Source organism: Streptomyces sp. NBC_00104 (assembly GCF_045160825.1).
Taxonomy (GTDB): Bacteria; Actinomycetota; Actinomycetes; order Streptomycetales; family Streptomycetaceae; genus Streptomyces.
The window spans coordinates 7,383,950-7,407,388 of the sequence record NZ_CP108215.1; the positions used below are offsets into that span (position 1 = coordinate 7,383,950).

Annotated in this window: 15 protein-coding genes; 10 read left to right on the forward strand and 5 right to left on the reverse strand. The window is 71.3% G+C overall.

The features are described 5' to 3' along the window. Positions 1–19 precede the first annotated feature (19 nt). Positions 20–1,198: an adenylyltransferase/sulfurtransferase MoeZ gene (moeZ, locus tag OG272_RS32515; protein ID WP_326577705.1), complete on the forward strand. Its 1,179-nt coding sequence runs from the start codon at positions 20–22 to the stop codon at positions 1,196–1,198. Between the two features lie 101 nt (positions 1,199–1,299). On the opposite strand, the gene OG272_RS32520 is transcribed toward moeZ, so the two are convergent. From OG272_RS32520 to OG272_RS32530, 3 genes are all read right to left on the reverse strand, one after another. Beyond that, on the reverse strand, positions 1,300–2,814 hold the full coding sequence (locus OG272_RS32520; protein ID WP_327727910.1) for an alpha/beta hydrolase: 1,515 nt from the start codon (positions 2,812–2,814) through the stop codon (positions 1,300–1,302). 118 nt (positions 2,815–2,932) lie between these two features. Beyond that, positions 2,933–4,483, reverse strand: a complete 1,551-nt coding sequence (locus tag OG272_RS32525; RefSeq protein WP_327727909.1) for an alpha/beta fold hydrolase — start codon at positions 4,481–4,483, stop codon at positions 2,933–2,935. Between the two features lie 132 nt (positions 4,484–4,615). Beyond that, entirely contained in the window at positions 4,616–7,426 is a 2,811-nt protein-coding gene (locus tag OG272_RS32530; protein ID WP_326577702.1) for a lysylphosphatidylglycerol synthase transmembrane domain-containing protein, read from the reverse strand. Between the two features lie 185 nt (positions 7,427–7,611). On the opposite strand from OG272_RS32530, the gene OG272_RS32535 reads away from it, so the two are divergent. Together OG272_RS32535 and OG272_RS32540 are read left to right on the forward strand one after the other, a co-directional pair. Further along, positions 7,612–7,977 carry an MGMT family protein gene (locus tag OG272_RS32535; protein WP_405895373.1) on the forward strand — a complete coding sequence of 122 codons (366 nt, stop codon included), beginning with the start codon at positions 7,612–7,614 and terminating at the stop codon, positions 7,975–7,977. A gap of 311 nt (positions 7,978–8,288) precedes the next feature. Continuing rightward, a complete protein-coding gene (locus tag OG272_RS32540; RefSeq protein ID WP_327727907.1) occupies positions 8,289–11,678 on the forward strand; it encodes an ATP-dependent DNA helicase in 3,390 nt (1,129 codons plus the stop codon). Between the two features lie 48 nt (positions 11,679–11,726). On the opposite strand, the gene OG272_RS32545 is transcribed toward OG272_RS32540, so the two are convergent. Next, the gene (locus OG272_RS32545; protein WP_405893262.1) at positions 11,727–12,941 is read right to left on the reverse strand and encodes an IS110 family transposase; all 1,215 of its coding nucleotides are present in this window, start codon (positions 12,939–12,941) and stop codon (positions 11,727–11,729) included. A gap of 246 nt (positions 12,942–13,187) precedes the next feature. Between OG272_RS32545 and OG272_RS32550 the strand changes: the two genes are divergently transcribed. The 3 genes from OG272_RS32550 to nudC all read left to right on the forward strand — a co-directional run bounded on the left by OG272_RS32550 (position 13,188) and on the right by nudC (position 19,286). Beyond that, positions 13,188–16,820 carry a UvrD-helicase domain-containing protein gene (locus OG272_RS32550; RefSeq protein WP_327727906.1) on the forward strand — a complete coding sequence of 1,211 codons (3,633 nt, stop codon included), beginning with the start codon at positions 13,188–13,190 and terminating at the stop codon, positions 16,818–16,820. 10 nt (positions 16,821–16,830) lie between these two features. After that, the gene (locus OG272_RS32555) at positions 16,831–18,243 is read left to right on the forward strand and encodes a dipeptidase (RefSeq protein ID WP_327727905.1); all 1,413 of its coding nucleotides are present in this window, start codon (positions 16,831–16,833) and stop codon (positions 18,241–18,243) included. Positions 18,244–18,338: 95 nt separating this feature from the next. Next, positions 18,339–19,286 carry an NAD(+) diphosphatase gene (nudC, locus tag OG272_RS32560; protein ID WP_326577697.1) on the forward strand — a complete coding sequence of 316 codons (948 nt, stop codon included), beginning with the start codon at positions 18,339–18,341 and terminating at the stop codon, positions 19,284–19,286. Between the two features lie 13 nt (positions 19,287–19,299). Here the strand turns inward: nudC and OG272_RS32565 are convergent, their stop codons facing one another. Further along, positions 19,300–19,542 (reverse strand): mycoredoxin, encoded by a 243-nt coding sequence (locus OG272_RS32565; RefSeq protein ID WP_086758502.1) that lies wholly within the window; start codon positions 19,540–19,542, stop codon positions 19,300–19,302. A 219-nt stretch (positions 19,543–19,761) separates the two neighbouring features. Here OG272_RS32565 and OG272_RS32570 point away from each other — a divergent pair, with 219 nt between their 5' ends. The 4 genes from OG272_RS32570 to OG272_RS32585 all read left to right on the forward strand — a co-directional run bounded on the left by OG272_RS32570 (position 19,762) and on the right by OG272_RS32585 (position 23,334). After that, positions 19,762–21,984 (forward strand): ATP-dependent DNA helicase UvrD2, encoded by a 2,223-nt coding sequence (locus OG272_RS32570; RefSeq protein WP_327727904.1) that lies wholly within the window; start codon positions 19,762–19,764, stop codon positions 21,982–21,984. Positions 21,985–22,148: 164 nt separating this feature from the next. Next, positions 22,149–22,472: a hypothetical protein gene (locus OG272_RS32575; protein WP_326577695.1), complete on the forward strand. Its 324-nt coding sequence runs from the start codon at positions 22,149–22,151 to the stop codon at positions 22,470–22,472. Between the two features lie 173 nt (positions 22,473–22,645). Continuing rightward, on the forward strand, positions 22,646–23,014 hold the full coding sequence (locus tag OG272_RS32580; RefSeq protein WP_005480495.1) for a WhiB family transcriptional regulator: 369 nt from the start codon (positions 22,646–22,648) through the stop codon (positions 23,012–23,014). Next, positions 23,011–23,334 carry a hypothetical protein gene (locus tag OG272_RS32585; RefSeq protein ID WP_326577694.1) on the forward strand — a complete coding sequence of 108 codons (324 nt, stop codon included), beginning with the start codon at positions 23,011–23,013 and terminating at the stop codon, positions 23,332–23,334. Before OG272_RS32580 ends, OG272_RS32585 begins: the two co-directional genes overlap by 4 nt. Positions 23,335–23,439: the final 105 nt, after the last annotated feature.

Below are 23,439 nucleotides of genomic sequence, written 5' to 3' on the forward strand. Positions count from 1 at the left end.
ACCGACCAACGGAGTCCCCGTGTCGCTGCCACCCCTGGTCGAGCCCGCTTCCGAGCTCACCGTAGACGAGGTCCGCAGGTACTCCCGCCACCTGATCATCCCCGATGTCGGGATGGACGGGCAGAAGCGGCTGAAGAACGCCAAGGTGCTCTGTGTGGGCGCCGGCGGCCTGGGCTCGCCGGCGTTGATGTACCTGGCCGCGGCGGGCGTCGGGACGCTCGGCATCGTGGAGTTCGACGAGGTCGACGAGTCGAACCTGCAGCGCCAGATCATTCACAGCCAGGCCGACATCGGCCGCTCGAAGGCCGCGTCCGCCCGTGACTCCGTCCTCGGCATCAACCCGTACGTGAACGTGATCCTCCACGAAGAGCGGCTCGAGGCCGAGAACGTGATGGAGATCTTCAGCCAGTACGACCTGATCGTCGACGGCACGGACAACTTCGCGACCCGCTACCTGGTCAACGACGCGGCCGTGCTGCTGAACAAGCCGTACGTCTGGGGCTCGATCTACCGTTTCGACGGCCAGGCCTCCGTCTTCTGGTCCGAGCACGGCCCCTGCTACCGCTGCCTCTACCCGGAGCCCCCGCCGCCGGGCATGGTCCCCTCCTGCGCCGAGGGCGGCGTCCTCGGTGTGCTGTGCGCGTCCATCGGCTCCATCCAGGTCAACGAGGCCATCAAGCTCCTCGCGGGCATCGGTGAGCCGCTGGTCGGCCGCCTGATGATCTACGACGCCCTGGAGATGCAGTACCGCCAGGTCAAGGTCCGCAAGGACCCCAACTGCGCGGTCTGCGGCGAGAACCCCACCGTCACCGAACTCATCGACTACGAGGCCTTCTGCGGCGTCGTCTCCGAGGAGGCCCAGGAGGCGGCCGCCGGCTCGACGATCACTCCCAAGCAGCTCAAGGAGTGGATCGACGACGGTGAGAACATCGAGATCATCGACGTCCGCGAGATCAACGAGTACGAGATCGTCTCCATCCCGGGCGCCAAGCTGATCCCGAAGAACGAGTTCCTCATGGGCACCGCCCTGGAGGCCCTCCCGCAGGACAAGAAGATCGTCCTGCACTGCAAGACGGGGGTCCGCAGTGCGGAAGTCCTCGCGGTCCTGAAGTCGGCCGGCTTCGCCGACGCGGTCCACGTCGGCGGCGGCGTGATCGGCTGGGTCAACCAGATCGAGCCGAACAAGCCGGTCTACTAGACACACGCCTTCCGGAGAGGGGCTCGGCACCACCGGTGCCGGGCCCCTTCCCGCTGCCGTCCGGACCAGCGCGAGCCGGCGACCGTCCCGAGACGGAACATCTAGGTGCAGACCTTGCCGTCCTTCGGCACCGCCCCGTCCAGCAGATACGCGTTCACCGTCGAATCGACACAGCTGCTGCCGCTGCCGTACGCGCCATGGCCCTCGCCCTTCCAGGTGAGCATCACACCCACGCCTTCGCCCAGTTCCTCGGCCATCTTCCGCGCGCCCTCGTAGGGCGTCGCCGGGTCCCCGGTGTTGCCCACCACGAGGACGGGCGCCGCTCCCGGTGCGCTCACCTCCGGCGAGTCCGTCAGGCCGGGCACCGGCCAGTCGTGGCACCAGCCCGCGGTGTCCCAGCCGAGGAACTCGCCGAAAACGGGCGAGATCTCCCGGAACTCGGGCAGCAGCTTCTTCGTCTCCTGCGAAGTCGGCCGCTGCTTCTGGTCCAAGCACGATATGACCCGTTGGGAGTGGGTCGTCGTGCCGTAGTGGCCCGAGGGGTCACGCTCGTTGTACCCGTCGGCCAGCGCGAGCAGCTCGGTGCCGTCGCCGTCCTCGGCCGCGTCCAGTGCGCTGGTCAGGGTGGGCCAGCTCTGCTCGCTGTAGAGCGGCAGGACGATGCCGGTGGTCGCCAGGGTCTGGGTGAGTTCGCGGCCGGACGTCGTCGCCAGCGGCTCGGCGTCGATCCGCTCCAGCAGGTCCTCGATCTTCCGGGTGCCCTCCTCGGGGTCCTGGCCCGTGGACTTCAGGTAGTTGTCGAGGGCGCGCTGGAAGCCCAGGGCCTGGTTCCTCGCGTGGCCCATCGTGTCGGCGGTCGGGTCGACCACCGCGTCCAGGACCAGGCGTCCCACGTTCTTGGGGAACAGGTGGGCGTAGACCCCGCCGAGTTCGGTGCCGTACGAGATGCCGAGGTAGTGCATCTTCTCGTCGCCCAGGGCCTGGCGCATGACGTCCATGTCGCGGGCGGTCTCGGCGGTCGAGACATGAGACAGCAGCTTGCCCGCGGCCTTCTCGCAGCCCGCGCCGAAGCCGGCCGCGTCCTCGAAGAAGGCCGTCTCCTCGGTCGCGTCGTCCGGTGTCGCGTCCACCGACTCGCCCGCCTGGATCTCCTTGTCGCCGCGGCAGCGCACCCCCTCGCTCTCGGCCACCCCGCGCGGATCCCAGCTCACCAGGTCGTACCGCTTGTGCAGTTCGCTCGTGAGCGCCGCGTACGACGGCAGCATGGACACGCCGGAGCCGCCGGGCCCGCCGAAGTTGAACAGGAGGGAGCCGAGACGTTCGTCGGTGTCGCCGGTCGCCTTGCTGCGGATCAGCGCGAGTCCGATCGTCCCTTCGTCCGGGTTCGCGTAGTCCAGCGGCACCTTCAGCGTCGCGCACTGCCAGTCGTCGCCCGGTGCCGGTCCCTCCGCAGTCTCCTTGCAGCGCTCCCAGTCGAGCTTCTGGGGCGCCGGTGACGATGCCGGGGCCTTCCCGTCGCTCGCCTCGTCGCCGGCTCCGTCGTCCGTGCCGCCGCTACAGCCGGCGATCAGCAGCACGGCAGCGGCCAGAGCCGCCCCCCGTGGAAAACGCGCCATGAGCACTTCCCCCCTCTCGCGATACCCGTCCACCGGATGTCCCGAATGGCAGTCATGCCATGGTATGCGGACTGCCGTGAAGGGTGAGAGCGCCTGTGGATAACGCTCTGACCTGCATTTACGAACAGATCGTGCCGGTCTTCGGTACCTTCCCCGTCAGCAGGTAGCCGTCCACGGCCGTCTGTACGCAGGCGTTTCCGCTGCCGTACGCGCCATGCCCCTGTCCTTTGTACGTCAGCTCGATCCCGACCCCCGCCCCGAGCGCCTCGACCATCTTCCGCGCGCCCCCGTACGGCGTGGCGGGGTCACCCGTGTTGCCGATCACGAGGATCGGCGCCGAGCCGGGAGCGCGCACGTCGGGATGGTCCGCCGCACCGGCGACGGCCCAGTCGGCGCAGCCGAGCATGGACCAGGCGAGCCATTCGCCGAAGACGGGGGAGGCCGCCCGGAACTCGGCCAGCCTCGCCTCCACGTCCTCGGTGGTGTAGCGCGGCTTGTCGTCCGCGCAGTTGATGGAGACGTTCGCCGCGGTGATGTTGCTGTACTCACCGTTCTCACTGCGCCCGTTCAGCGAGTCGGACAGCAGCATCAGCAGCTGGCCGTCCCCGTTGTACGCCTGCTCCAGGCCCTCCGTCAGGTACTGCCAGAGGTCCTGGGAGTACAGGGCCTGGGCGATACCGGCCGTCGCCTCCGACTCGGTCAGGTCGCGGGGGAAGACTCCGGTGATCGGTTTGCTGTCGAGGTCGCCGAGCAGCTTGACGATCCGGTCCTCGACGTCCTGCTCGGTGTCGCCGACCGGGCAGCCCTCCGCCTGTGACACGCAGTCCCGGGCGTAGTTGTCGAGCGCCAACTGAAAGCCCTTGGCCTGTCCGAGCGAGCCCTGCTCCGCCGTCTGCGTCGGGTCGACGACCGCGTCGAACACGGCCCGTCCGACGTTCTCGGGGAACAGGTGGGCGTAGACGCCGCCGAGTTCGGTGCCGTAGGAGAAGCCGAAGTAGTGGAGTTTGTCGTCGCCGAGGACCTGGCGCATCAGATCCATGTCGCGGGCCGCGTCGGTGGTGCGGACGTGCGGGAGGGTCTTGCCGGAGTTCTCCTCGCAGGCGGAGTTGAAGGCTTTGGTGTTGTCGACGAACTCCGTCCGCTCGGCCGCGTCGTCCGGTGTCCCGTCCTGCTGGAAGTACTCGTCGAGTGCCGCGTCGTCCTCGCACCGGACGCCGGCGCTGCGGCCGACGCCACGCGGGTCGAAGCTCACCAGGTCGTAGCGGGTGCGCAGTCTCCCGTAGTCCTCGCCGAAAGAGGGGAGCGTCTTGACGCCGGACAGGCCGGGGCCGCCGAAGTTGAAGACGAGCGAGCCGATGCGCCGGCTCTCGGTGCCGCTGGACCTGGCCCGGATCAGCGCGATGCGGATCGTGTTGCCCTTTGGGTCGTCCCAGTCGAGAGGGGCCTTCATGGTCGCGCACTGCCAGACGTCGCCGTCCGGCAGCGGGGAGGGAGCGGTGCCGCCGCCCTCGGACTCGGACGGCGCCTCGCAGGTCTTCCAGCTCAGTTTCTGGGCCGTCAGGTCATGGTCGTCGCCCTTGGCGTCGTCGCCGCAGCTCGCCGCCGACAGGGACAGCAGGAGGGCGGTGGCGGTCACGATGACGGCACGTGGCCGGGGCGAGAGGGGCATGCACCCATCCTGGAGGCGCCCGGGTCGTCGTGCTCGGGGCGCGGGCCGTGCGGGTGAGACACGAGGATGGGTCGCCACGCGCGCGTGGGCGCGTGAGTTCCGGAAACGGGGCCCACGCGCGCGTGGACCCGCCTAGAGCGCGCCCTTTCGTGACAGTTGGTTGAAGGCCAGCCATCCCGGCAGCACGGGAAGCCACAGGGTCAGCAGGCGGAACAGCAGCACCGCGGGCGCGGCGACCTCCTTGGGGAGGCCGACGGCGATCAGGCCGACCGTCAGCGTGGCCTCGACCGCACCCACACCGCCCGGGGTCGGCGCGGCGGAACCCAGCGCGTTGCCCGCGAGGAAGACGACCGCCACGCTCGCGATGCTGATCGACACGTCATCGTTGCCGAACGCGCGGATCGAGGCGTCCAGGCACATCACGAAGCAGCCGGTGAGCAGCAGCATGCCGCCGATACCGGTGACCAGCTTCTGCGGCCGCTGCAGCACGTCGAGCATGCGCGGCACGACACCGGCGAAGAGCGACCGCACGCGGGTGACGACGAACTTGCGCAGGAACGGGATCGACGTCATCACCAGGACGAGCACCGCGACCGTCAGCAGGCCGGCGATGACGGTGCGGGACGGCGACAGGGACGGTGTCTTCTCGGTGCCGGTCAGATAACCGAAGGCCAGCAGCATCAGGATGTGGCAGCCGAGCCCGAAGAGCTGCGACGCGCCGACGCTCGCCACCGCGAGCCCCGGCCGCACCCCCGCACGCTGCAGGAAGCGTGTGTTGAGCGCCACACCGCCCACCGCTGCCGGTGCCACGATCTTGACGAACGATCCGGCGACCTGCGCCGCGATCGTCCGCAGGAACGGCACCCGCTCCGGCACGAAACCCAGCAGGCTCATCGCCGCCGCGACATAGCTCAGCGCGGAGAAGAACACCGCCGCGGCCACCCAGCCCCACTCGGCGTTCTCGATGAGCGGTCCGAACTCGATGTGGGTGAGCTGGGTCAGCAGGAAGTACGCGCCGATCGCGCCGGCGATGAGACTGATCAGCGTGCGCGGCTTGACCCGCTCCAGCCGTACCGGTTCGACCGGTGCCTGGGGCCTGATGAGCAGCACCTGGTGGCGGATCTGGGTGAGCAGGTCCTCCTCCCGGGCCTCCTCTAGGGCCTCGTCGATCGCCCGCTTCTCGGCCCGCTGCTCGGCCCGTACGGCTTTCTTGTCCGCCTTGCCGGGCTCGGCGGCCCTGCTGTGCTCCTCCGCGCGGGCCTGCTTGGCCAGGTGGGACGCCTCCAGGACCGCCTCGCGCTCACGTTCGGCGCGCTCCCGGGCCAGTCTGCGCAGGGTCGCGCGCGTGGAGCGTGAAAGGGCGATGGGCTGGAGCAGTGGCAGGCAGTCGGCCACCGCGTCGGGGCCGAGCACACTCACGGCCGAGGCCACCGCGCGTTCGGCGCCCACCCGCAGGCCCAGTGACGTCAGCAGCTGGGAGACGTCCATGCGCAGCACCAGGTCGCCGGCCGCGATCTCGCCGACGCGCAGATCGGTCAGGATCACCGTGCCGGAACGATCCACCAGGATCGCGTCGCCCACGAGCCTGCGGTGCGCGATGCGCCGCGACTGCAGTGCCTTCACCTGGTGCCAGGTGTCCGACATCAGCTCGTCGGTGACCTCGTCGTCCGCCAGGGAGTCCAGGGTGCGTCCGCCGGTGTGCTCGTAGACGAGCATCACGGCGTCCGGTCCGAGCTCGGAGGTCGCGATCAGCTTGGGCGCGTTGGCTCCGGCCGCGATGGCCGCGTACGCGAGGAGGGCCTCCTGCTCCAGCGCCTGGCGCAGCGACTGGAGGCTGCGGCGGGTGGTGATGCCACGCAGCGTCAGCCGCCGCCACACGCGGTAGAAGAACCCCTGTGCCTGCTGTTCCCGGTCCACGACGGTGACGTCCAGGGGTGGGCCGTCCTCCAGCGTCACGAAGTACCGGCGGCCCCGGTCGCCGCCCTCCGCCGTCTCCGGGACCTCCTCACGGGCCGCGCTCACCGGCTTGAAGCCGACCCGCCTGAGGCCGGCCATCAGGGTCCGGCCGGTCGGGCGTACGTTCGGGGAGCCGACCGCGTACAGCGTCCCGTAGGCGACGGTCCAGCCGATCAGCACCGTCAGGATGATCGAGAACGGTGTCGTGTAGCCGGTGACCAGCATCGAGAAGGCGTCCAGCAGCAGCACGATCCACAGCACGGCCCGCCATCGCGGTCTGCGGGACATGCCCACGGCGGTCATGTACGCGATGACCGGGGCGAGGTAGCCGTGCACGGGGTCGGTGAGGGCGTGGATGTCGCCGGGGGAGGGCTGGGTGAGGGCCTCCTGGATCGAGTCCGGGGCGGCCCTGGCGACCCACAGGTCGGTCGCCAGCGTCACACCGTGCGCCAGGACCGCCGCGAGCACGCCGTCGGCGATGCGCAGCCCGTCCCGCTTGATCAGCCGCTCGATCGCGAAGGCGACCGGCACCAGCAGGATCGCGATGCTCGACCCGAGGCCCGCGAGTTTGATCAGAAGATCGGGCGCCTGCCCCGTGCCCTTGCTGATGTCCTGCTCGAGCCCGGAGGTGGTGCCGTGGGCGAAGGCGGCGATCGCCAGCAGGACGATGATCCCGAGGATGCCGACCGACAGCCGCATGAGGTCGGAGGGACGGTGCACGCGCGCGGGGAGCAACGGTTCGTCGCCCTCGACCTCCTCGGCGTGGGCCTCCCCCGTGTCTTTCTCGTCCTGCTCGTCCTGCTCGACCTGCTGCTTCTGGTCCTCGTGCGTCTTGGAGGAGCCGCTTTCGGCCAAGGGCGGGGTCGTGCCGGGCGCCTTCTCCGAGACGTTGTCGGCGCCCTCGTCGCCCCCCTCGGCGGCGTTCGGGCGCGACGAGGCGTCAGAGGTGCCCGCCGCGTCATCGGGGTGCACGCTCTGCTGCTTCATCGTCTCTTCTTGGTCTCGTATCACCAGTCACCGCCCGCACGATGGTGGCATGCCCGGTGGGCACACAGGGGCATCAGGGTGCAATGCGGGGGCGCACAGTCTGCCCGAAGACCGCCCCCGGGGCGAGGGACGCCCACGTCGGTCACCACGTCCCATTGTCGGTGGGGTGGGGCAGGATGGGGCGGATGAGCGAGGAGAGCCTTCCGGCGGACGCCCTGCCGGAGTACGCGGAGCGGGTCCTCGAGGTCACCGACCTGATCCCGCCAGGGCGGGTCATGACGTACGGGGACGTCGCCGAATGGCTGGGGGAGGGCGGCCCGCGCCAGGTGGGCCGCGTGATGGCCCTCTACGGCGGTGCGGTGCCATGGTGGCGGGTCGTCCGCGCCGACGGCGTCCTGCTGCCCGGCCACGAACTGAGAGCCCTGGACCACTACCGCGCGGAGGGCACCCCCCTGCGCGAGGCGAGCCGCACCACTGAGGGCCATGTGCCGCGCGTCGACATGAGACGAGCGCGCTGGGACGGCGACGGTCGCGCGGAGGGTCACACCTGACAGCTTCCGGCATCCGGCGGACCCGGGTGCGACGCCTGGTCCGTACGGGGGAAGCGGGGCACGTCGGCGGGATGCCGTACGTTCGTGGGGCGAGGGACGCAGGTGCCGCGCGAGTCGGGAGGGAACAAGAGGAAGCTCTGCTTCCGTACCACCCGTCGGCGTAGCGTCGGCTGCGCGTGTCCCTCTCACCCCGCGGCCACCGCCCTCACCGCGCGAGGGGCCTCGCACCCGTTTCCCGACCACCACCCCGTGACGCCGGCGCACCGCGTCGGCAGTGACACCTCGCACACCCACCAGGACCGGCGAACCACGTGAGCTCCTCTTTCTCCACCAGGCGCCTGTCGCACACCCAGGTGCGACAGGGGAGCCGTGGCGCTTACCGACTGGTGCGTACCCCACCACCCCGAACGGACCCCCCTCGTCTGGACGCCGAGCAGCGCGGCGTGGTTGACCACGAGACCGGCCCTCTGCTCGTCCTCGCAGGTCCGGGCACCGGCAAGACGACCACGCTCGTCGAGTCCGTGGCGGCCCGCGTCGCCCGCGGAGCGGACCCCGCGCGCGTGCTGGTCCTGACCTTCAGCCGCAAGGCGGCCGTGGAGCTCCGCGACCGCATGGCGCTGCGCATGGGCGCCGCGCGCGCCCCGCAGGCCACCACGTTCCACTCGTTCTGCTACGCCCTCGTCCGCGCCCACCAGGACATCGACCTGTTCGTCGAGCCCCTGCGGCTGCTGTCCGGCCCCGAACAGGACGTGGCGGTCCGTGAACTGCTGGCGGGCCAGCCCGACCTGGAGCGCCTGGGGCTCGCGCATGTGCGCTGGCCGGACGAACTGCGCGCCTGTCTGACCACGCGCGGGTTCGCCGACGAGGTCCGCGCGGTCCTCGCCCGCAGCCGCGAACTGGGCCTGGCGCCCGAGGACCTGCGGGCCTTCGCTCGCCGCATCGGCCGCCCGGACTGGCTCGCGGCCTCCGCCTTCCTCGCCGAGTACCTCGACGTCCTCGACCTGCAGGGGGTGCTCGACTACGCGGAACTGGTCCACCGGGCCGTGCTCCTGGCCGGTCGCCCCGGCGTCGCAGAGCACCTGGCCGCCCAGTACGACGCGGTCTACGTCGACGAGTACCAGGACACCGACCCCGCGCAGGTACGGCTGCTCGGGGCCCTCGCGGGCGGCGGGCGCACCCTGGTCGCGTTCGGTGACCCCGACCAGTCGATCTACACCTTCCGGGGCGCCGACGTGAACGGCATCCTGGAGTTCCCGCAGGCCTTCCCGCGCGCGGACGGCCGCCAGGCCCCGGTCGCGGTCCTCCGGAACTCCCGCCGCTCCGGGGCGGGCCTGCTCGCCGCCACCCGTCTCCTCACCCAGCGCATGCCGCTCACCCGCCTCCCCGCCGAGAAGGTACGGGCCCACCGCGAGCTCAGGCCGGTGCGGGACGGGGGGAGCGTCGAGGTCTACACGTACCCGACGCAGGGCACCGAGCTGGACAACGTCGCGGACGTCCTGCGCCGGGCCCACCTGGAGGACGGTGTCCCCTGGAGCGAGATGGCGGTCCTGGTGCGCGCCGGTGCCCGCACGATCCCCTCGATCCGGCGCGCCCTCACCTCCGCGGGTGTCCCCCTGGAGATCGACGGCGACGACCTGCCCCTGCGCCACGAACCGGCCGTACAGCCCCTCCTGACGGCACTGCGGGCGGTGGCGCGGGCGGAGCTGGGGGAGGAGGCACGGGTGGAGTTGGGGGAGGAGGCCCCGACGACCTCGGCCGAGGAGACCGGCGATTCATCCGGTACACCCGATATGTCCCTCGCGTCAGACGTGCCCGACTCGCGGTCCTCCTGGCTCGACACCGAGACCGCGCTCAACCTTCTCGCCTCCCCTCTCGCGGGCATGGACACCGCCGATCTGCGACGTCTCGGCCGCGCGCTGCGCGAGGAGGAGCGGGCCGGCGGCAACCCCGTACCGCCGCCCTCGGACGAACTGCTGGCACGCGCGCTGGCGGAGCCGGAGCGGCTGGTGGCGCACGACCCGGTGTACGCGCGGGGCGCGCAGCGCCTGGGCGCGCTGCTGCGGAAGGCCCGTGAACGCCTCGCGGGCGGCGGTACGGCCGAGGAGGCGTTGTGGGAGCTGTGGGACGGCACGCCGTGGCCCAGGCGACTGGAGCGGGCCGCCAGGCGCGGTGGCGCGGCCGGGCGCAACGCGGACCGTGATCTCGACGCCGTGTGCGCGCTGTTCGCCACGGCGGCACGCGCGGAGGAGCGCACCGGCGGCCTCGGCGCCCTCAACTTCCTGGCGGAGATCGAGGCCGAGGACATCGCCGCCGACACACTCACCGGGCGGGCCGTCCGCCCTGACGCCGTACGCCTGATGACCGCGCACCGGTCCAAGGGCCTGCAATGGCGCCTGGTCGTCGTCGCGGGCGTGCAGGAGGGCCTGTGGCCGGACCTGCGCCGTCGCGGCTCCCTCCTGGAGGCCGACCGCATCGGCCGCGACGGGCTCGCCGAACCGCTCACCCCGGGCGCGCTGCTCGCGGAGGAACGCCGGCTGTTCTACGTGGCCGCCACGCGCGCGCGTGAGCGCCTCGTCGTCACCGCCGTGAAGGCCCCCGCCGACGACGGCGACCAGCCCTCCCGCTTCCTCGCCGAACTCGGCGTCGAACCCAAGGACGTCACCGGCCGCCCCCGCCGCCCGCTGTCCGTGGCCGCCCTCGTCGCCGAACTGCGCGCCACGACGGTGGACCCGCGCGTGTCGGACACCCTCCGTGAGGCCGCCGCCCTGCGCCTGGCGCGACTGGCCGCGCTGAGCGACGAGGACGGCCGCCCGCTCGTGCCGTCGGCGCACCCGTACCGCTGGTGGGGCATGTTCGAGCCCACCGAGAGCAAGGTGCCGCTCAGGAACCGCGACCAGCCCGTCGTACTGTCCGGCAGCGCCCTCGACCAGCTCGCCAACACGTGCGCCCTGCAGTGGTTCCTCGGCCGCGAGGTGAAGGCCGACGCGCCCGCGACCGCCGCCCAGGGCTTCGGCAACGTCGTGCACGTCCTCGCCGACGAGGTCGCCTCCGGACGCACCCCCGCCGACCTCGACGTCCTCATGGAGCGCCTCGACTCCGTGTGGAACGCGCTCGCCTTCGACGCGCCCTGGAAGTCGGAGCAGGAGAAGCAGCACGCGCGCGCGGCGCTCGAACGCTTCCTGAAATGGCATGTCATGGACCGCACGGGGCGGGCCCCGGTGGCCAGCGAGCACGACTTCGACGTCACCCTCGGGGCGGGCGACTACGAGGTGCGCATCCGGGGCTCCATGGACCGCGTCGAGGCCGACACCGAGGGTCGCGCGTACGTCGTCGACTTCAAGACGGGCAAGCAGCCCGTGAGTTCCGCCGAGGTGGCCCGTCACCCCCAGCTCGCCGTGTACCAGCTCGCGGTCCGCGAGGGAGCCGTCGACGAGCCCTTCGGTGGCGTACGCCCCGAACCGGGCGGTGCCGAACTCGTCCAGCTGCGGCAGGGCGCGGCCAAGAAGAACGGTGGCGAGACCGTTCCCAAGGTGCAGGCCCAGGAACCGTTGGAAGGGGAGTGGGTGGGAGACCTCCTGGCCACGGCCGCCGGCAAGGTCCTGGACGAACGTTTCTCCCCAACCACCGGACAACACTGTGCACACTGCGCGTTCCGGGCATCGTGCAGTGCTCGCCCGGAGGGCCGTCACGTGGTCGAGTGACACCCGCCCGCAGGGCGACCCGGCACCCGCTGAAGCTCCTATTGGCTGTCAAGCAGTGGTGAGCCAGTCGCGGTAGACGTTGGCGAGGTCGTCGTCGCGGCGTGTGCCGCGTTCGATGCCGGAGATGACGGTGGGCCAGACACCGAAGTGGTGGGCGGCGGCGGTGAGGGTGATGTTCTTGGCCTGGCGTGCGGGCCGCAGGTCCGCGATGTCGGGGACCGTGACTGTGGTGGTGAGGTAGCGGAACACTTCACGGGCGATGGCCCGTTTGAGGAGCCGGATGATCTCCTTCTTGGTGCGGCCTGCTGTGGTTTGGCGGGCCACGTAGTCGCGGGTGCGGCGGTCGCTGGACATGCGGACGAGGGCTATCCGGTAGAGGGCCGCGTTCGCGGCCCGGTCGCCGCCTCGTGAGAGGCGATGACGGTTGGTTTTGCCGCTGGAGGCGGGCACGGGGGCGACGCCGCACAGAGCTGCGAAGGACGCCTCGGTGCGCAGGCGGTCCCGGTTGCCGCCGGCGGTGATCAGCAGCTGGGCCGCGGTGTCGGGGCCGACGCCGTAGGCGGCCCGCAGGCCCGGATTGTGTCCGGCGACGATGTCGTCGAGGGCGGCGGTGAGGTCGTCGTGCTCGGCGGCCAGGGCCTTCACGCGTCGGGCGAGGCTCTTCAGGGCGGTCAGGACGGCGGTGTGGACGGCGTCTCCAGTGGGACGCAGGCGTGCCAGGGTGTCGATCAGCGGTTTGCCGCCGAGGGCCCGGTAACGGGCGCGGATGGTGTCGGGGGCGCCGATGAGGATGTGGCCGATCTGGTTCATGGCGGCGGTGCGGGCTTTGACCGTGGACCGGGCGGCGTTGTGGAGGGCTCGTATGCCGGTGACGGTCTCGTCCTTGGGTGCGCTCGATGCGCGTCCGGAGAGTGCGGCGCGGGCGGCGGCGTAGGCGTCGATGGGGTCCGACTTGCCGCTGCGGCGGCGTTCGGCCCGGTCGGGGCGGTTGACCTCGATGACGGTCAGACCGTCGGCGCGGGCGGCGCGGGTGAAACCCGTTCCGTAGGACGCGGTGCCTTCGACGCCGATCGCGGCCACGTCTCCGTGTGCGGACAGGAACGCGAGGGCTGCCGCGTATCCGGCGGAGGTGGTGGGGAACTCGGCGTCGGCGAGATGGCCGCCGTTGCCGGTGACGACCGCGACATGAACGGTGTCGGCATGGGAGTCCACGCCGCCGAACACCCACTGGCCGGCCATGTCTGCTGTGCCCGCTGATGTCATGCTGGAGATGCCTTCCTAGCCGGAGGCGGCACCGGCCGGGTGGGGCAGACAGGACATTGAGGGGGCTTCTGACCAAGCTCCTATCAGGTCATGTTCCACCTGGCCGGAGCCATGGAGAACGGGCCCCGGCAGCCGGACGGTACAGCCGGAAGACAACCCAGCAGGGTGTCAGTCAGTGGCAGAGCCACGACCACCGGAACCCGCTTACGAGTATCAATGTCAGTGGCCGGCGCTAGCCTCTCTGGAATGTCCGCCCGTATCAGCGACCCCGAGCAGCTCAAGGAGCTCCTCGGCATCCCGTTCACCCCGGAGCAGACGGCCTGCATCATCGCGCCGCCCGCCCCGCAGGTGATCGTGGCCGGAGCCGGGTCGGGCAAGACCACGGTGATGGCCGCGCGCGTGGTGTGGCTGGTCGGCACCGGACAGGTCGCCCCCGAGCAGGTGCTCGGCCTGACCTTCACCAACAAGGCGGCCGGCGAACTCGCCGAGCGCGTACGCAAGGCCCTGGTCAGAGCGGGCATCACCGACCCGGACGTGATCGACCCGGACAACCCGCCGGGCGAGCCGGTCATCTCCACGTACCACGCCTTCGCGGGCCGCCTCCTGACCGACCACGGCCTGCGCATCGGCCTGGAACCCAGCTCCCGGCTCCTCGCCGACGCCACCCGCTACCAGCTCGCCGCGCGCGTCCTCAGGGAGTCCCCCGGCCCGTACCCGGCACTGACCCGCTCCTTCCCGGACCTGGTCGGCGACCTGCTGACGCTCGACTCCGAACTCGCCGAGCACCTCGTACGACCCGAGGACCTGCGCGCGTACGACGCCGAACTGCTGCGCGAGCTGGAGGGCGCCAAGCTCACCAACGCGGACCTCCGCAAGGTCCCCGAGGCCGCTGCCGCCCGGCGTGAACTCACCGGACTGGTGGGCCGCTACCGCGCGGCAAAACGCGAGCGGGACCTCCTCGACTTCGGTGACCAGATCGCCCTGTCCGCCGACCTCGCCCGGCTCCCCGAGGTGGGGCGCATCCTGCGGGACGAGTTCCGGGTGGTCCTGCTCGACGAGTACCAGGACACCTCGGTGGCCCAGCGCGTCCTGCTGGCGGGCCTGTTCGGCGGCGGCACCGGCCACCCCGTGACCGCGGTCGGCGACCCCTGTCAGGCCATCTACGGCTGGCGTGGAGCTTCGGTGGCCAACCTCGACGACTTCCCCGAGCACTTCGCCCACCCCGACGGCCGCCCCGCGACCCGCCAGGCGCTCAGTGAGAACCGTCGCAGCGGCGGCCGTCTCCTCGACCTCGCCAACGGACTCGCGCAGCCCCTGCGGGCCATGCACGCGGGCGTGGAGGCCCTCCGGCCCGCCCCAGGAGCCGAAGGCGACGGCGTGGTCCGCTGCGCCCTGCTGAATACCCACGCCGAGGAACTCGACTGGATCGCCGACTCGATCGCCCACCTCGTGCGCACCGGCAAGGAACCCGGCGAGATCGCGGTCCTGTGCCGCACGGCCACCGACTTCGCCGAGATCCAGGGCGCGCTCGTCGCCCGTGACGTCCCGGTCGAGGTGGTCGGCCTCTCCGGGCTGCTCCACCTCCCCGAGGTCGCCGACCTCGTCGCCGTCTGCGAAGTCCTCCAGGACCCCGGCGCCAACGCCTCCCTCGTCCGCCTCCTCACCGGCCCGCGCTGGCGGATCGGCCCACGCGACCTCGCCCTCCTGGGGCGCCGCGCCAGGCTGCTCGTCTCCCACGCGCGCGTGGACGGTGACGACGACCCGGACCGCCGGCTCGCCGCAGCCGTCGAGGGTGTCGACCCGTCCGAGGTGATCTCGCTGGCGGACGCGCTGGACACGTTTCTGGAGCTCCCGCTCGAAGCCGAAGGGGAGGACGACGGGCTGCCGTTCTCGCCGGACGCGCGCGTACGGTTCGCCCGGCTCGCCGCCGAACTGCGCGACCTGCGCCGCTCGCTCGCCGACCCGCTCATGGACGTCCTCCACCGGGTGCTCGCCGTCACCGGCCTGGAGGTGGAACTCTCCGCCTCCCCGCACGCGCTCGCCGCCCGCCGTCGCGAGACCCTGTCCAACTTCCTGGACATCGCCGCCTCCTTCGCCACCAACAGCGCCGGAGAGGCCACACTGCTCGCCTTCCTCGGCTTCCTGCGTACGGCCGCCCAGTATGAGAAGGGCCTCGACAACGCCCTGCCGGGCGGCGAGAACACCGTCAAGGTGCTCACCGCCCACAGGTCCAAGGGCCTGGAGTGGGACGTCGTCGCCGTCCCCGGCCTGGTCACCGGCACCTTCCCCAGTACCCAGGGCCGGGAGAAGTGGACCGCCCAGGGCAAGGTCCTGCCCCACGAGCTGCGCGGCGACGCCGACACCCTTCCCGACGTCGAGGCCTGGGACGCGCGCGGTCTGAAGGCCTTCCAGGAGGCCATGAAGGACCACCAGCACACCGAGGAACTCCGCCTCGGCTACGTCACGTTCACCCGCCCCCGCTCCCTGCTCCTCGGCTCCGGCCACTGGTGGGGCCCTTCCCAGAAGCGCCCGCGCGGGCCGTCCGGCTTCCTCAAGGCCCTGTACGACCACTGCGTCGCCGGACACGGCGAGATCGAGGCCTGGGCCGACGAACCCGAGGAGGACGCCGAGAACCCCGCCCTCCACGATGCGGCCGCCGACCACGCCTGGCCCCTGCCGCTCGACGACACGGCCCTGATGCGCCGCCGGGCGGCCGCCGAGACCGTACTGGCCCACCTGGAGCGGGCCGCCTCCCGCGAGGACACGTATCCGGACGCCGCCCAGCGCCCGGACCCTCACTCCTACGACGATCCGGACTGGCCACCTCCGCCGGACGAGGAGGCCCTCCACGAGGACGACGACTTCCCGGACGGCTTCCCGGATGACGTCTCCTACGAGGAGGAGGACGGCTTCCCGGCGGACATCCCCGAGAGCATCCACGACGAGGACACCGGCGACTGGCACTCCTGGTCGCCGAACCGCCCCGCACAGGCCCCCCACGCGCGCGGGGGGCACGCCGCACCGAACGCGCGCACGCCGGCCGTGCCGCACGCCCGCAGGCACCCCGCCGCGTCCGGACTCACCCCCGAGGAAGCCCGCACCGTCGCCTCCTGGGACCGCGACCTGGACGCCCTCGCCGGAGAGCTCATGCGGGCCCGCGCGAAGGTCACCGACGTACCCCTGCCGGCCTCGCTGACCGCCTCGCAGCTGATGCGTCTGGCCGCCGACCCGGACGGCTTCGCCCAGGAGCTCGCGCGCCCCATGCCACGCCCCCCGCAGCCCGCGGCCCGTCGCGGCACCCGTTTCCACGCCTGGGTCGAGGCTCGCTTCGAAGCGCTCCGGCTGCCCATGCTGGAGCCCGAGGACCTGCCCGGCAGCGAGGCCGAGATCGCCGACGAACGGGACCTGGAGGCCCTCAAGGAGGCCTTCGAACACACCCCGTACGCCCACCGCACGCCGTACCGCGTGGAGGCACCCTTCCAGCTCGGCATCGCCGGACGCGTCGTACGCGGCCGCATCGACGCCGTCTACCGGGAGAGCGACGGCGACGGGACGACGACCTACGAGATCGTCGACTGGAAGACCAGCCGCACCCGCACCGCCGACCCGCTCCAGCTCGCCGTCTACCGGCTCGCCTGGGCCGAGCAGCAGGGTGCGCCGCTGGAGTCCGTCGGCGCAGCCTTCCTGTACGTCCGTACAGGGGAGGTCGTACGGCCCGAGAACCTCCCCGACCGGGACGCACTGGAGCGGCTGCTCCTGGAGGAGCCCGACGCCGACGGGAGACCGGTTTCGGCCACAGAGGGGCCCGAGTCGTCGCCGGACGGGTCGGGGACGGTCACGGACGAACCGCCGGACGAGCATGTCGGTGCGGGCCGATAGGCTCGTGGGCATGAGCCAGCCCGTTGACAGCGACGTCAGCGTCGTCCGTACGTACGTCGAGAACCACCGTGCCGCCTTCCTCGACGACCTCGTGGAATGGCTGCGCATCCCGTCGGTGTCGGCCCAGCCCGAGCACGCGACGGACGTACGACGCAGCGCCGACTGGCTGGCCGCCAAGCTCCGGGAGACCGGGTTCCCCACCGCCGAGATCTGGGAGACGCCGGGCGCCCCCGCCGTCTTCGCGGAGTGGCCCTCCGAGGACGCCGACGCCCCCACGGTCCTGGTCTACGGGCACCACGACGTACAGCCCGCGGCGCGCGAGGACGGCTGGGACACCGAGCCGTTCGAGCCGGTGATCCGTGGAAACCGTCTCCACGCGCGCGGGGCGGCCGACGACAAGGGGCAGGTGTTCTTCCACACACTCGGCGTCCGCGCCCACCTCGCCACCACCGGCCGCACCGCCCCCGCCGTCCACCTGAAGATGCTGATCGAGGGCGAGGAGGAGTCCGGCTCACCGCACTTCCGCGCCCTCGTCGAGGAGCACGCCGAGCGGCTCGCCGCCGACGCGGTGCTCGTCTCCGACACCGGCATGTGGGCCGAGGACACCCCTACCGTGTGCACCGGCATGCGTGGCCTCGCCGAGTGCGAGATCCAGCTGTACGGCCCCGACCAGGACATCCACTCCGGCTCCTTCGGCGGCGCCGTACCGAACCCGGCCACCGAGGTCGCCCGTCTCGTCGCCGCCCTCCACGACGAGCACGCGCGCGTGGCGATCCCCGGCTTCTACGACGGCATCGTCGAACTCACCGACCGCGAGCGCGAACTCTTCGCCGAACTGCCCTTCGACGAGGAGCGGTGGCTGCGCACGGCCAGATCCACGGCGACGCACGGCGAAGCCGGACACACCACCCTGGAGCGCGTCTGGGCCCGCCCGACCGCCGAGGTCAACGGCATCGGAGGCGGCTACCAGGGCGCGGGCAGCAAGACGATCATCCCGTCCTCCGCCATGGTGAAGCTGTCCTTCCGCCTGGTCGCCGGCCAGGACCCGGACCACATCCAGAAGGCCGTCACCGCCTGGGCCGCCGAGCGGATCCCCGCCGGGATCCGCCACGAGATCACGTTCAGCGGCTCCACCCGCCCCTGCCTGACGCCCCTGGACCACCCGGCCCTGCGGTCGGTCGTGCGGGCCATGGGGCGTGCTTTCCAGCAGCCGGTCCGCCACACGCGCGAGGGGGGCTCCGGTCCCGCCGCCGACCTCCAGGAAGTCCTCGACGCACCCGTGCTCTTCCTGGGCATCTCCGTCCCCTCCGACGGCTGGCACGCCCCCAACGAGAAGGTCGAACTCGACCTGCTCCTCAAAGGCGTCGAGACCAGCGCATACCTCTGGGGCGAACTGGCCCGAGGCGGCCGCGAGGCACACTGAAGAAGGCCTCGCACACCCCAGCGCACCCGCCCACCGCACGCCCCGCCGCACCGCCCGCCCAATCAACCGTTTCACCGGGGGAGTTGGAAGCACCCGTGACCACCTGGACCGACCACACCGCCGACCGACCCATCGCGCTCACCGCCCCCAGCGGCATCGACCGGGCTGCCCACCACCGCCTCGACGAGGCCTGGCTCGCGGCGGCGTGGAGCCACCCCACGACCCGCTGCTTCGTGGTCTCCGGCGGTCAGGTCCTCATCGACGAGACCCCTGACGGCACCACCGAACTCGTCATGATCCCCTCCTTCGAGGCCCCGCTCACCGAGGCACACCGCTACTTCCTGGGCACCGACGCCGACGGTGTGAGCTATTTCGCACTTCAGAAGGACGCGCTGCCCGGCCGCATGGACCAGTCCGCGCGCCCGGCCGGACTGCGCGAGGCGGGCATGCTGCTGTCTCCGCGCGACACGGGCCTCATGGTGCACGCGGTCGGCCTGGAGAACTGGCAGCGCACCCACCGCTTCTGCTCCCGCTGCGGCGAGCGCACGGTCATCGCGGCGGCCGGCCACATCCGCCGCTGCCAGGCCTGCGGCGCCGAGCACTACCCGCGCACGGACCCGGCGGTGATCATGGCGGTCACGGACGACGAGGACCGCATCCTGCTCGGCCGCCAGGTGCACTGGCCCGAGGGCCGCTTCTCCACGCTCGCGGGCTTCGTGGAGCCCGGTGAGTCCATCGAGCAGTCCGTGCGGCGCGAGGTCCACGAGGAGGTCGGCATCACTGTCGGTCAGGTCGAGTACATCGCCAGCCAGCCCTGGCCCTTCCCCTCCAGCCTCATGCTGGGCTTCATGGCCCGCGCCACCTCGACCACCGTGGACGTCGACGGGGACGAGATCCACGAGGCCCGCTGGTTCTCCCGAGAAGAGCTGCGGGCCGCGTTCGAGTCCGGGGAGGTCCTGCCTCCCTACGGCATCTCGATCGCGGCCCGGCTGATCGAACTCTGGTACGGCAAGCCCCTCCCGACGCGAGGTCACATCGGCTAGGACTCGTCCGCGGTTATGCGCCGATCTTCTGCTTGACCTGCGCCAGCGAGGGGTTCGTGAGCGTCGAACCGTCCGGGAAGAGGACGGTGGGGACCGTCTGGTTCCCCCCGTTCGCCTTCTCTACGAACGCGGCAGACTCCGGGTCGTGCTCGATGTTGATCTCGTTGTACGTGATGCCCTCGCGGTCCATCTGGCTCTTCAGCCGACGGCAGTAGCCGCACCACGTGGTGCTGTACATCGTCACAGTGCCCGGCATATCGCTGGCGCTCCTTCACGGTCTGAGGGGTGCGTGGTCGCAGTGAGTGGAACGTACGCGCCAGGCCCGCCATTCCCTTACGCGGGTGGCGTCCACCACCGCAGCCGGCACACCCGGCCCCACCGGAACGCGGGGGCGCCTGCCGCATTAGTACGACCGCGAGGGCCTGCCTGTGGACAACCTGCTCAGCCGTCTCCGGCGACCTGGCAGCATGGCCGTGTGACAGCAGCAACGCACTCCACCCTCTTCCCGCGGGTCCCCGACTCGGCCGACGCGGTGCTCGAAGGGCTCGACCCCGAGCAGCGCGCGGTGGCGACCGCCCTGCGCGGTCCGGTGTGCGTGCTGGCGGGCGCCGGCACGGGCAAGACCCGGGCGATCACCCACCGCATCGCCTACGGCGTGCGTGCCGGGATGCTCCAGCCCGCCAGCGTGCTGGCCGTCACCTTCACCAACCGCGCCGCCGGAGAGATGCGCGGGCGCCTGCGCCAGCTCGGCGCCGCCGGAGTCCAGGCCCGGACGTTCCACTCGGCCGCGCTGCGCCAGCTCCAGTACTTCTGGCCGAAGGCCGTCGGCGGTGGCATGCCACGCATCATCGACCGCAAGATCCAACTCGTCGCGGACGCGGCCGCCGCGTGCCGCATCCGTCTCGATCGCAACGAGCTGCGGGACACCGCCGCCGAGATCGAGTGGTCCAAGGTCACCCGGACCATCCCCGCCGACTACGCCGCCGCGACCGCCAAGCACGGCCGCGAGGCCCCCCGCGACCCGGCCGAGATCGCCCAGATCTACACGATGTACGAGGACCTCAAACGCGAGCGCGCCGTCATCGACTTCGAGGACGTCCTCCTGCTCACGGTCGGCATCCTCCAGGACCGCCACGACATCGCCGAGCAGGTCCGCTCCCAGTACCAGCACTTCGTCGTCGACGAGTACCAGGACGTCAGTCCCCTCCAGCAGTGCCTCCTGGAGCTGTGGCTCGGCGACCGGGACGACCTGTGCGTCGTGGGCGACGCCAGCCAGACGATCTATTCGTTCACTGGCGCAACTCCCGACCATCTGCTCGACTTCCGCCACCGCCACCCCGGGGCCACCGTCGTCAAGCTCGTCCGCGACTACCGCTCCACCCCGCAGGTCGTCCACCTCGCCAACGGGTTGCTCTCCCAGGCCCGCGGCCGCGCCGCCGACCATCGCCTCGAACTGATCTCCCAGCGCCCACCGGGCCCCGAACCGCGCTATACCGAGTACACCGACGAGCCCGCCGAGGCCGAGGGCGCCGCCCGCCGCATCCGCGCTCTCATCGCCTCCGGTGTCCCCGCGAGCGAGATCGCCATCCTGTTCCGCACGAACTCCCAGTCCGAGACCTACGAGCAGGCCCTCGCGGACGCCGGAGTGCCCTATCAACTGCGCGGCGCGGAAAGGTTCTTCGACCGCCCCGAGGTGCGCAAGGCATGGGCCGCGCTGAGAGCCGCCGCCCGCTTCGGCGGCAACGACACCCTTCTCGAGGACGCTGTCGACCTTCCCTCACAGGTACGGGCCGTGCTGTCCGGCGAGGGGTGGACAAGTGAACCACCGGCGGGCTCCGGCGCGGTCAGGGAACGCTGGGAGTCCCTTGCGGCCCTGGTGAACCTGGCCCAGGACTTCGCCGCGGCCAGGTCCGACGCCACGCTCGGCGACCTGGTGGCGGAACTCGACGAACGGGCCAACGCCCAGCACGCCCCGACCGTCCAGGGCGTCACCCTCGCCTCACTGCACTCCGCGAAGGGCCTGGAGTGGGACGTCGTGTTCCTGGTGGGGGTCGCCGAGGGCATGATGCCGATCACCTACGCGAGAACGGACGAACAGATCGAGGAGGAGCGACGACTCCTCTACGTGGGCGTCACCCGAGCGCGCGAACACCTCTCCGTCTCCTGGGCCCTGTCCCGGGCGCCCGGCAGTCGCCCCAACCGCCGCCCCAGCCGCTTCCTCAACGGCCTGCGCCCCGGATCCACCGCGACGGCGGGCCGGACCGGCACGGGCGGCCCCGGGGGCGTCGAACTGGGCTCGGCGGGGGGCCGGACGAGTGACCGCGCGGGCGGCGACGCCGAGGTGGCTCCATGCCGCACCAGCCGGACCCCGGCACGCTGCCGTGTCTGTGGACGCACCCTGCGGGACGCCGGCGACATGAAGCTGATGCGCTGCGAGGACTGCCCCTCCGACATGGACGAGGGCCTCTACGAGCGGCTGCGCGAGTGGCGCGCGGTCCAGGCACAGCGCAGCGGCCAACCGGACTTCTGTGTCTTCACCGACCGGACGCTGATGGCGATCGCGGAAGCGGGGCCGAGTACTCCGGTTGAACTCGGTCGCATCCCCGGCGTTCGCGCTCGTAAGCTGCAGCGGTACGGCGCCGATGTTCTCGACATCTGCGCAGGTCGGGAGCCTGGGTACGAGGACGAGAACGACTGATACGAACTCGTCGAAAAAATAGTTTGCGCATGCCCCAGCAATCCCCATAGGTTCTTAGGCACGAGAGCAGCGGCCTTCTCGAAGGCCCTGGTTTCGTGATGTACTTCATACCCGTCGGATTGGTTCACGCCGGTCCCCAAAGACGCCGAGAGGAGGCGAGTCCAGTGATCAGCATCAACACCAGCTTCATCAGCCCGGTCAAAATGACCGATCGCTCGGCCGTCTCCCTGTGCATGCTCGGCGTCTCGAACCTGGGCACCGGTCTGTCCGCCATCAGTGGCGGCCGTCCGGCGTCCTCCGTGTCTCTGGCGGGTCTTCCCGTCCGTGAGCGCAATGAGCGACCGACCAAGGCACTGGAAGCAGCAGTAACGGCACAGGCGCATGCCTATGCCTTTGCGGCGGCCGGTGCCGGATTCCGGAAGCAGACGACGCAGCACCACCTGATGTGGGCCTTCCGTGGGCCTGAACCCTGGAGTGATCCAGCCTGATCGACGATCAGGCCGGCGCCTTCAGGGCCGCGGAACCCCACCCGGGATCCGCGGCCCTTCTGTTTGTCCCCGACCGGGGGCTGCAGAGCGAAGGGGCCTCGGGACAAGAAAAGAACCCGGTACCAGCCGCCACCGGCCAACAGGCCGGAACGACCAGACGAGGAAGACCAACCGTGCAACTCGAAGCGCACGCCCCGTCCGTACCGCCTTCCGAAACGATCCCCCCGCCCGGCCTCACGGAGGACTCCACCTTGACCCCGCTCACCGCGCTCACCGCGCTCGACGACGCCATCGAGAACCTCGGCGTACCCGTCCCCTGCCGTTCCTACGACCCGGAGGTCTTCTTCGCCGAGTCGCCGGCCGACGTCGAGTACGCCAAGTCCCTCTGCCGCACCTGCCCGCTGATGGAGGCTTGCCTCGCCGGCGCCAAGGAGCGGCGTGAGCCCTGGGGCGTCTGGGGTGGCGAGCTCTTCGTCCAGGGTGTCGTCGTGGCCCGCAAGCGGCCTCGTGGTCGCCCGCGCAAGAACCCGGTCACGGCATGAACATCACCGGAACGATCGACCGCCCTCTCACGCACGACCCCAAGAAGCAGGCCCCGATGAAGCCGTCCACGAGCGAGCCCGTCGGCTCCGCGACTCCGGATTTCACCACCACCGGTGCGAACGACTCGCGCCAGAACAGGACCCGAGAGATGCATCTCATGCCAGAAGCCCTGGCTCGTGCGCATATGCACGAGCGCCTGCACCAGGCCGAGCAGGAACGCCGGGCCATGCGCCTTGCGGTCGCTCAGCGGATGCAGCGCCGGGCCGAGCGCGCCTCGATGCGCGCCCGCCGTGCGCTCGCCATGGCGGTCATGCAGTAGCCGCAGCGCGGCAACCGGCATGAACCAGCCTGGTCAGGCACACCACAACCATGCATAGCAGTGGCTCCCCGCGGGGGCCGGTCCGAGCGGACCGGCCCCCGCGGT

Coding starts and splice junctions, on each gene's coding strand:
- OG272_RS32520 (WP_327727910.1), bottom strand. CDS start 2,814: ATGGCGCGTTTTCCACGGGGGGCGGCTCTGGCCGCTGCCGTGCTGCTG.
- OG272_RS32585 (WP_326577694.1), top strand. CDS start 23,011: ATGAACATCACCGGAACGATCGACCGCCCTCTCACGCACGACCCCAAG.
- OG272_RS32535 (WP_405895373.1), top strand. CDS start 7,612: ATGAGCGAGGAGAGCCTTCCGGCGGACGCCCTGCCGGAGTACGCGGAG.
- OG272_RS32545 (WP_405893262.1), bottom strand. CDS start 12,941: ATGACATCAGCGGGCACAGCAGACATGGCCGGCCAGTGGGTGTTCGGC.
- OG272_RS32530 (WP_326577702.1), bottom strand. CDS start 7,426: ATGAAGCAGCAGAGCGTGCACCCCGATGACGCGGCGGGCACCTCTGAC.
- OG272_RS32555 (WP_327727905.1), top strand. CDS start 16,831: ATGAGCCAGCCCGTTGACAGCGACGTCAGCGTCGTCCGTACGTACGTC.
- OG272_RS32550 (WP_327727906.1), top strand. CDS start 13,188: ATGTCCGCCCGTATCAGCGACCCCGAGCAGCTCAAGGAGCTCCTCGGC.
- OG272_RS32525 (WP_327727909.1), bottom strand. CDS start 4,483: ATGCCCCTCTCGCCCCGGCCACGTGCCGTCATCGTGACCGCCACCGCC.
- OG272_RS32565 (WP_086758502.1), bottom strand. CDS start 19,542: ATGCCGGGCACTGTGACGATGTACAGCACCACGTGGTGCGGCTACTGC.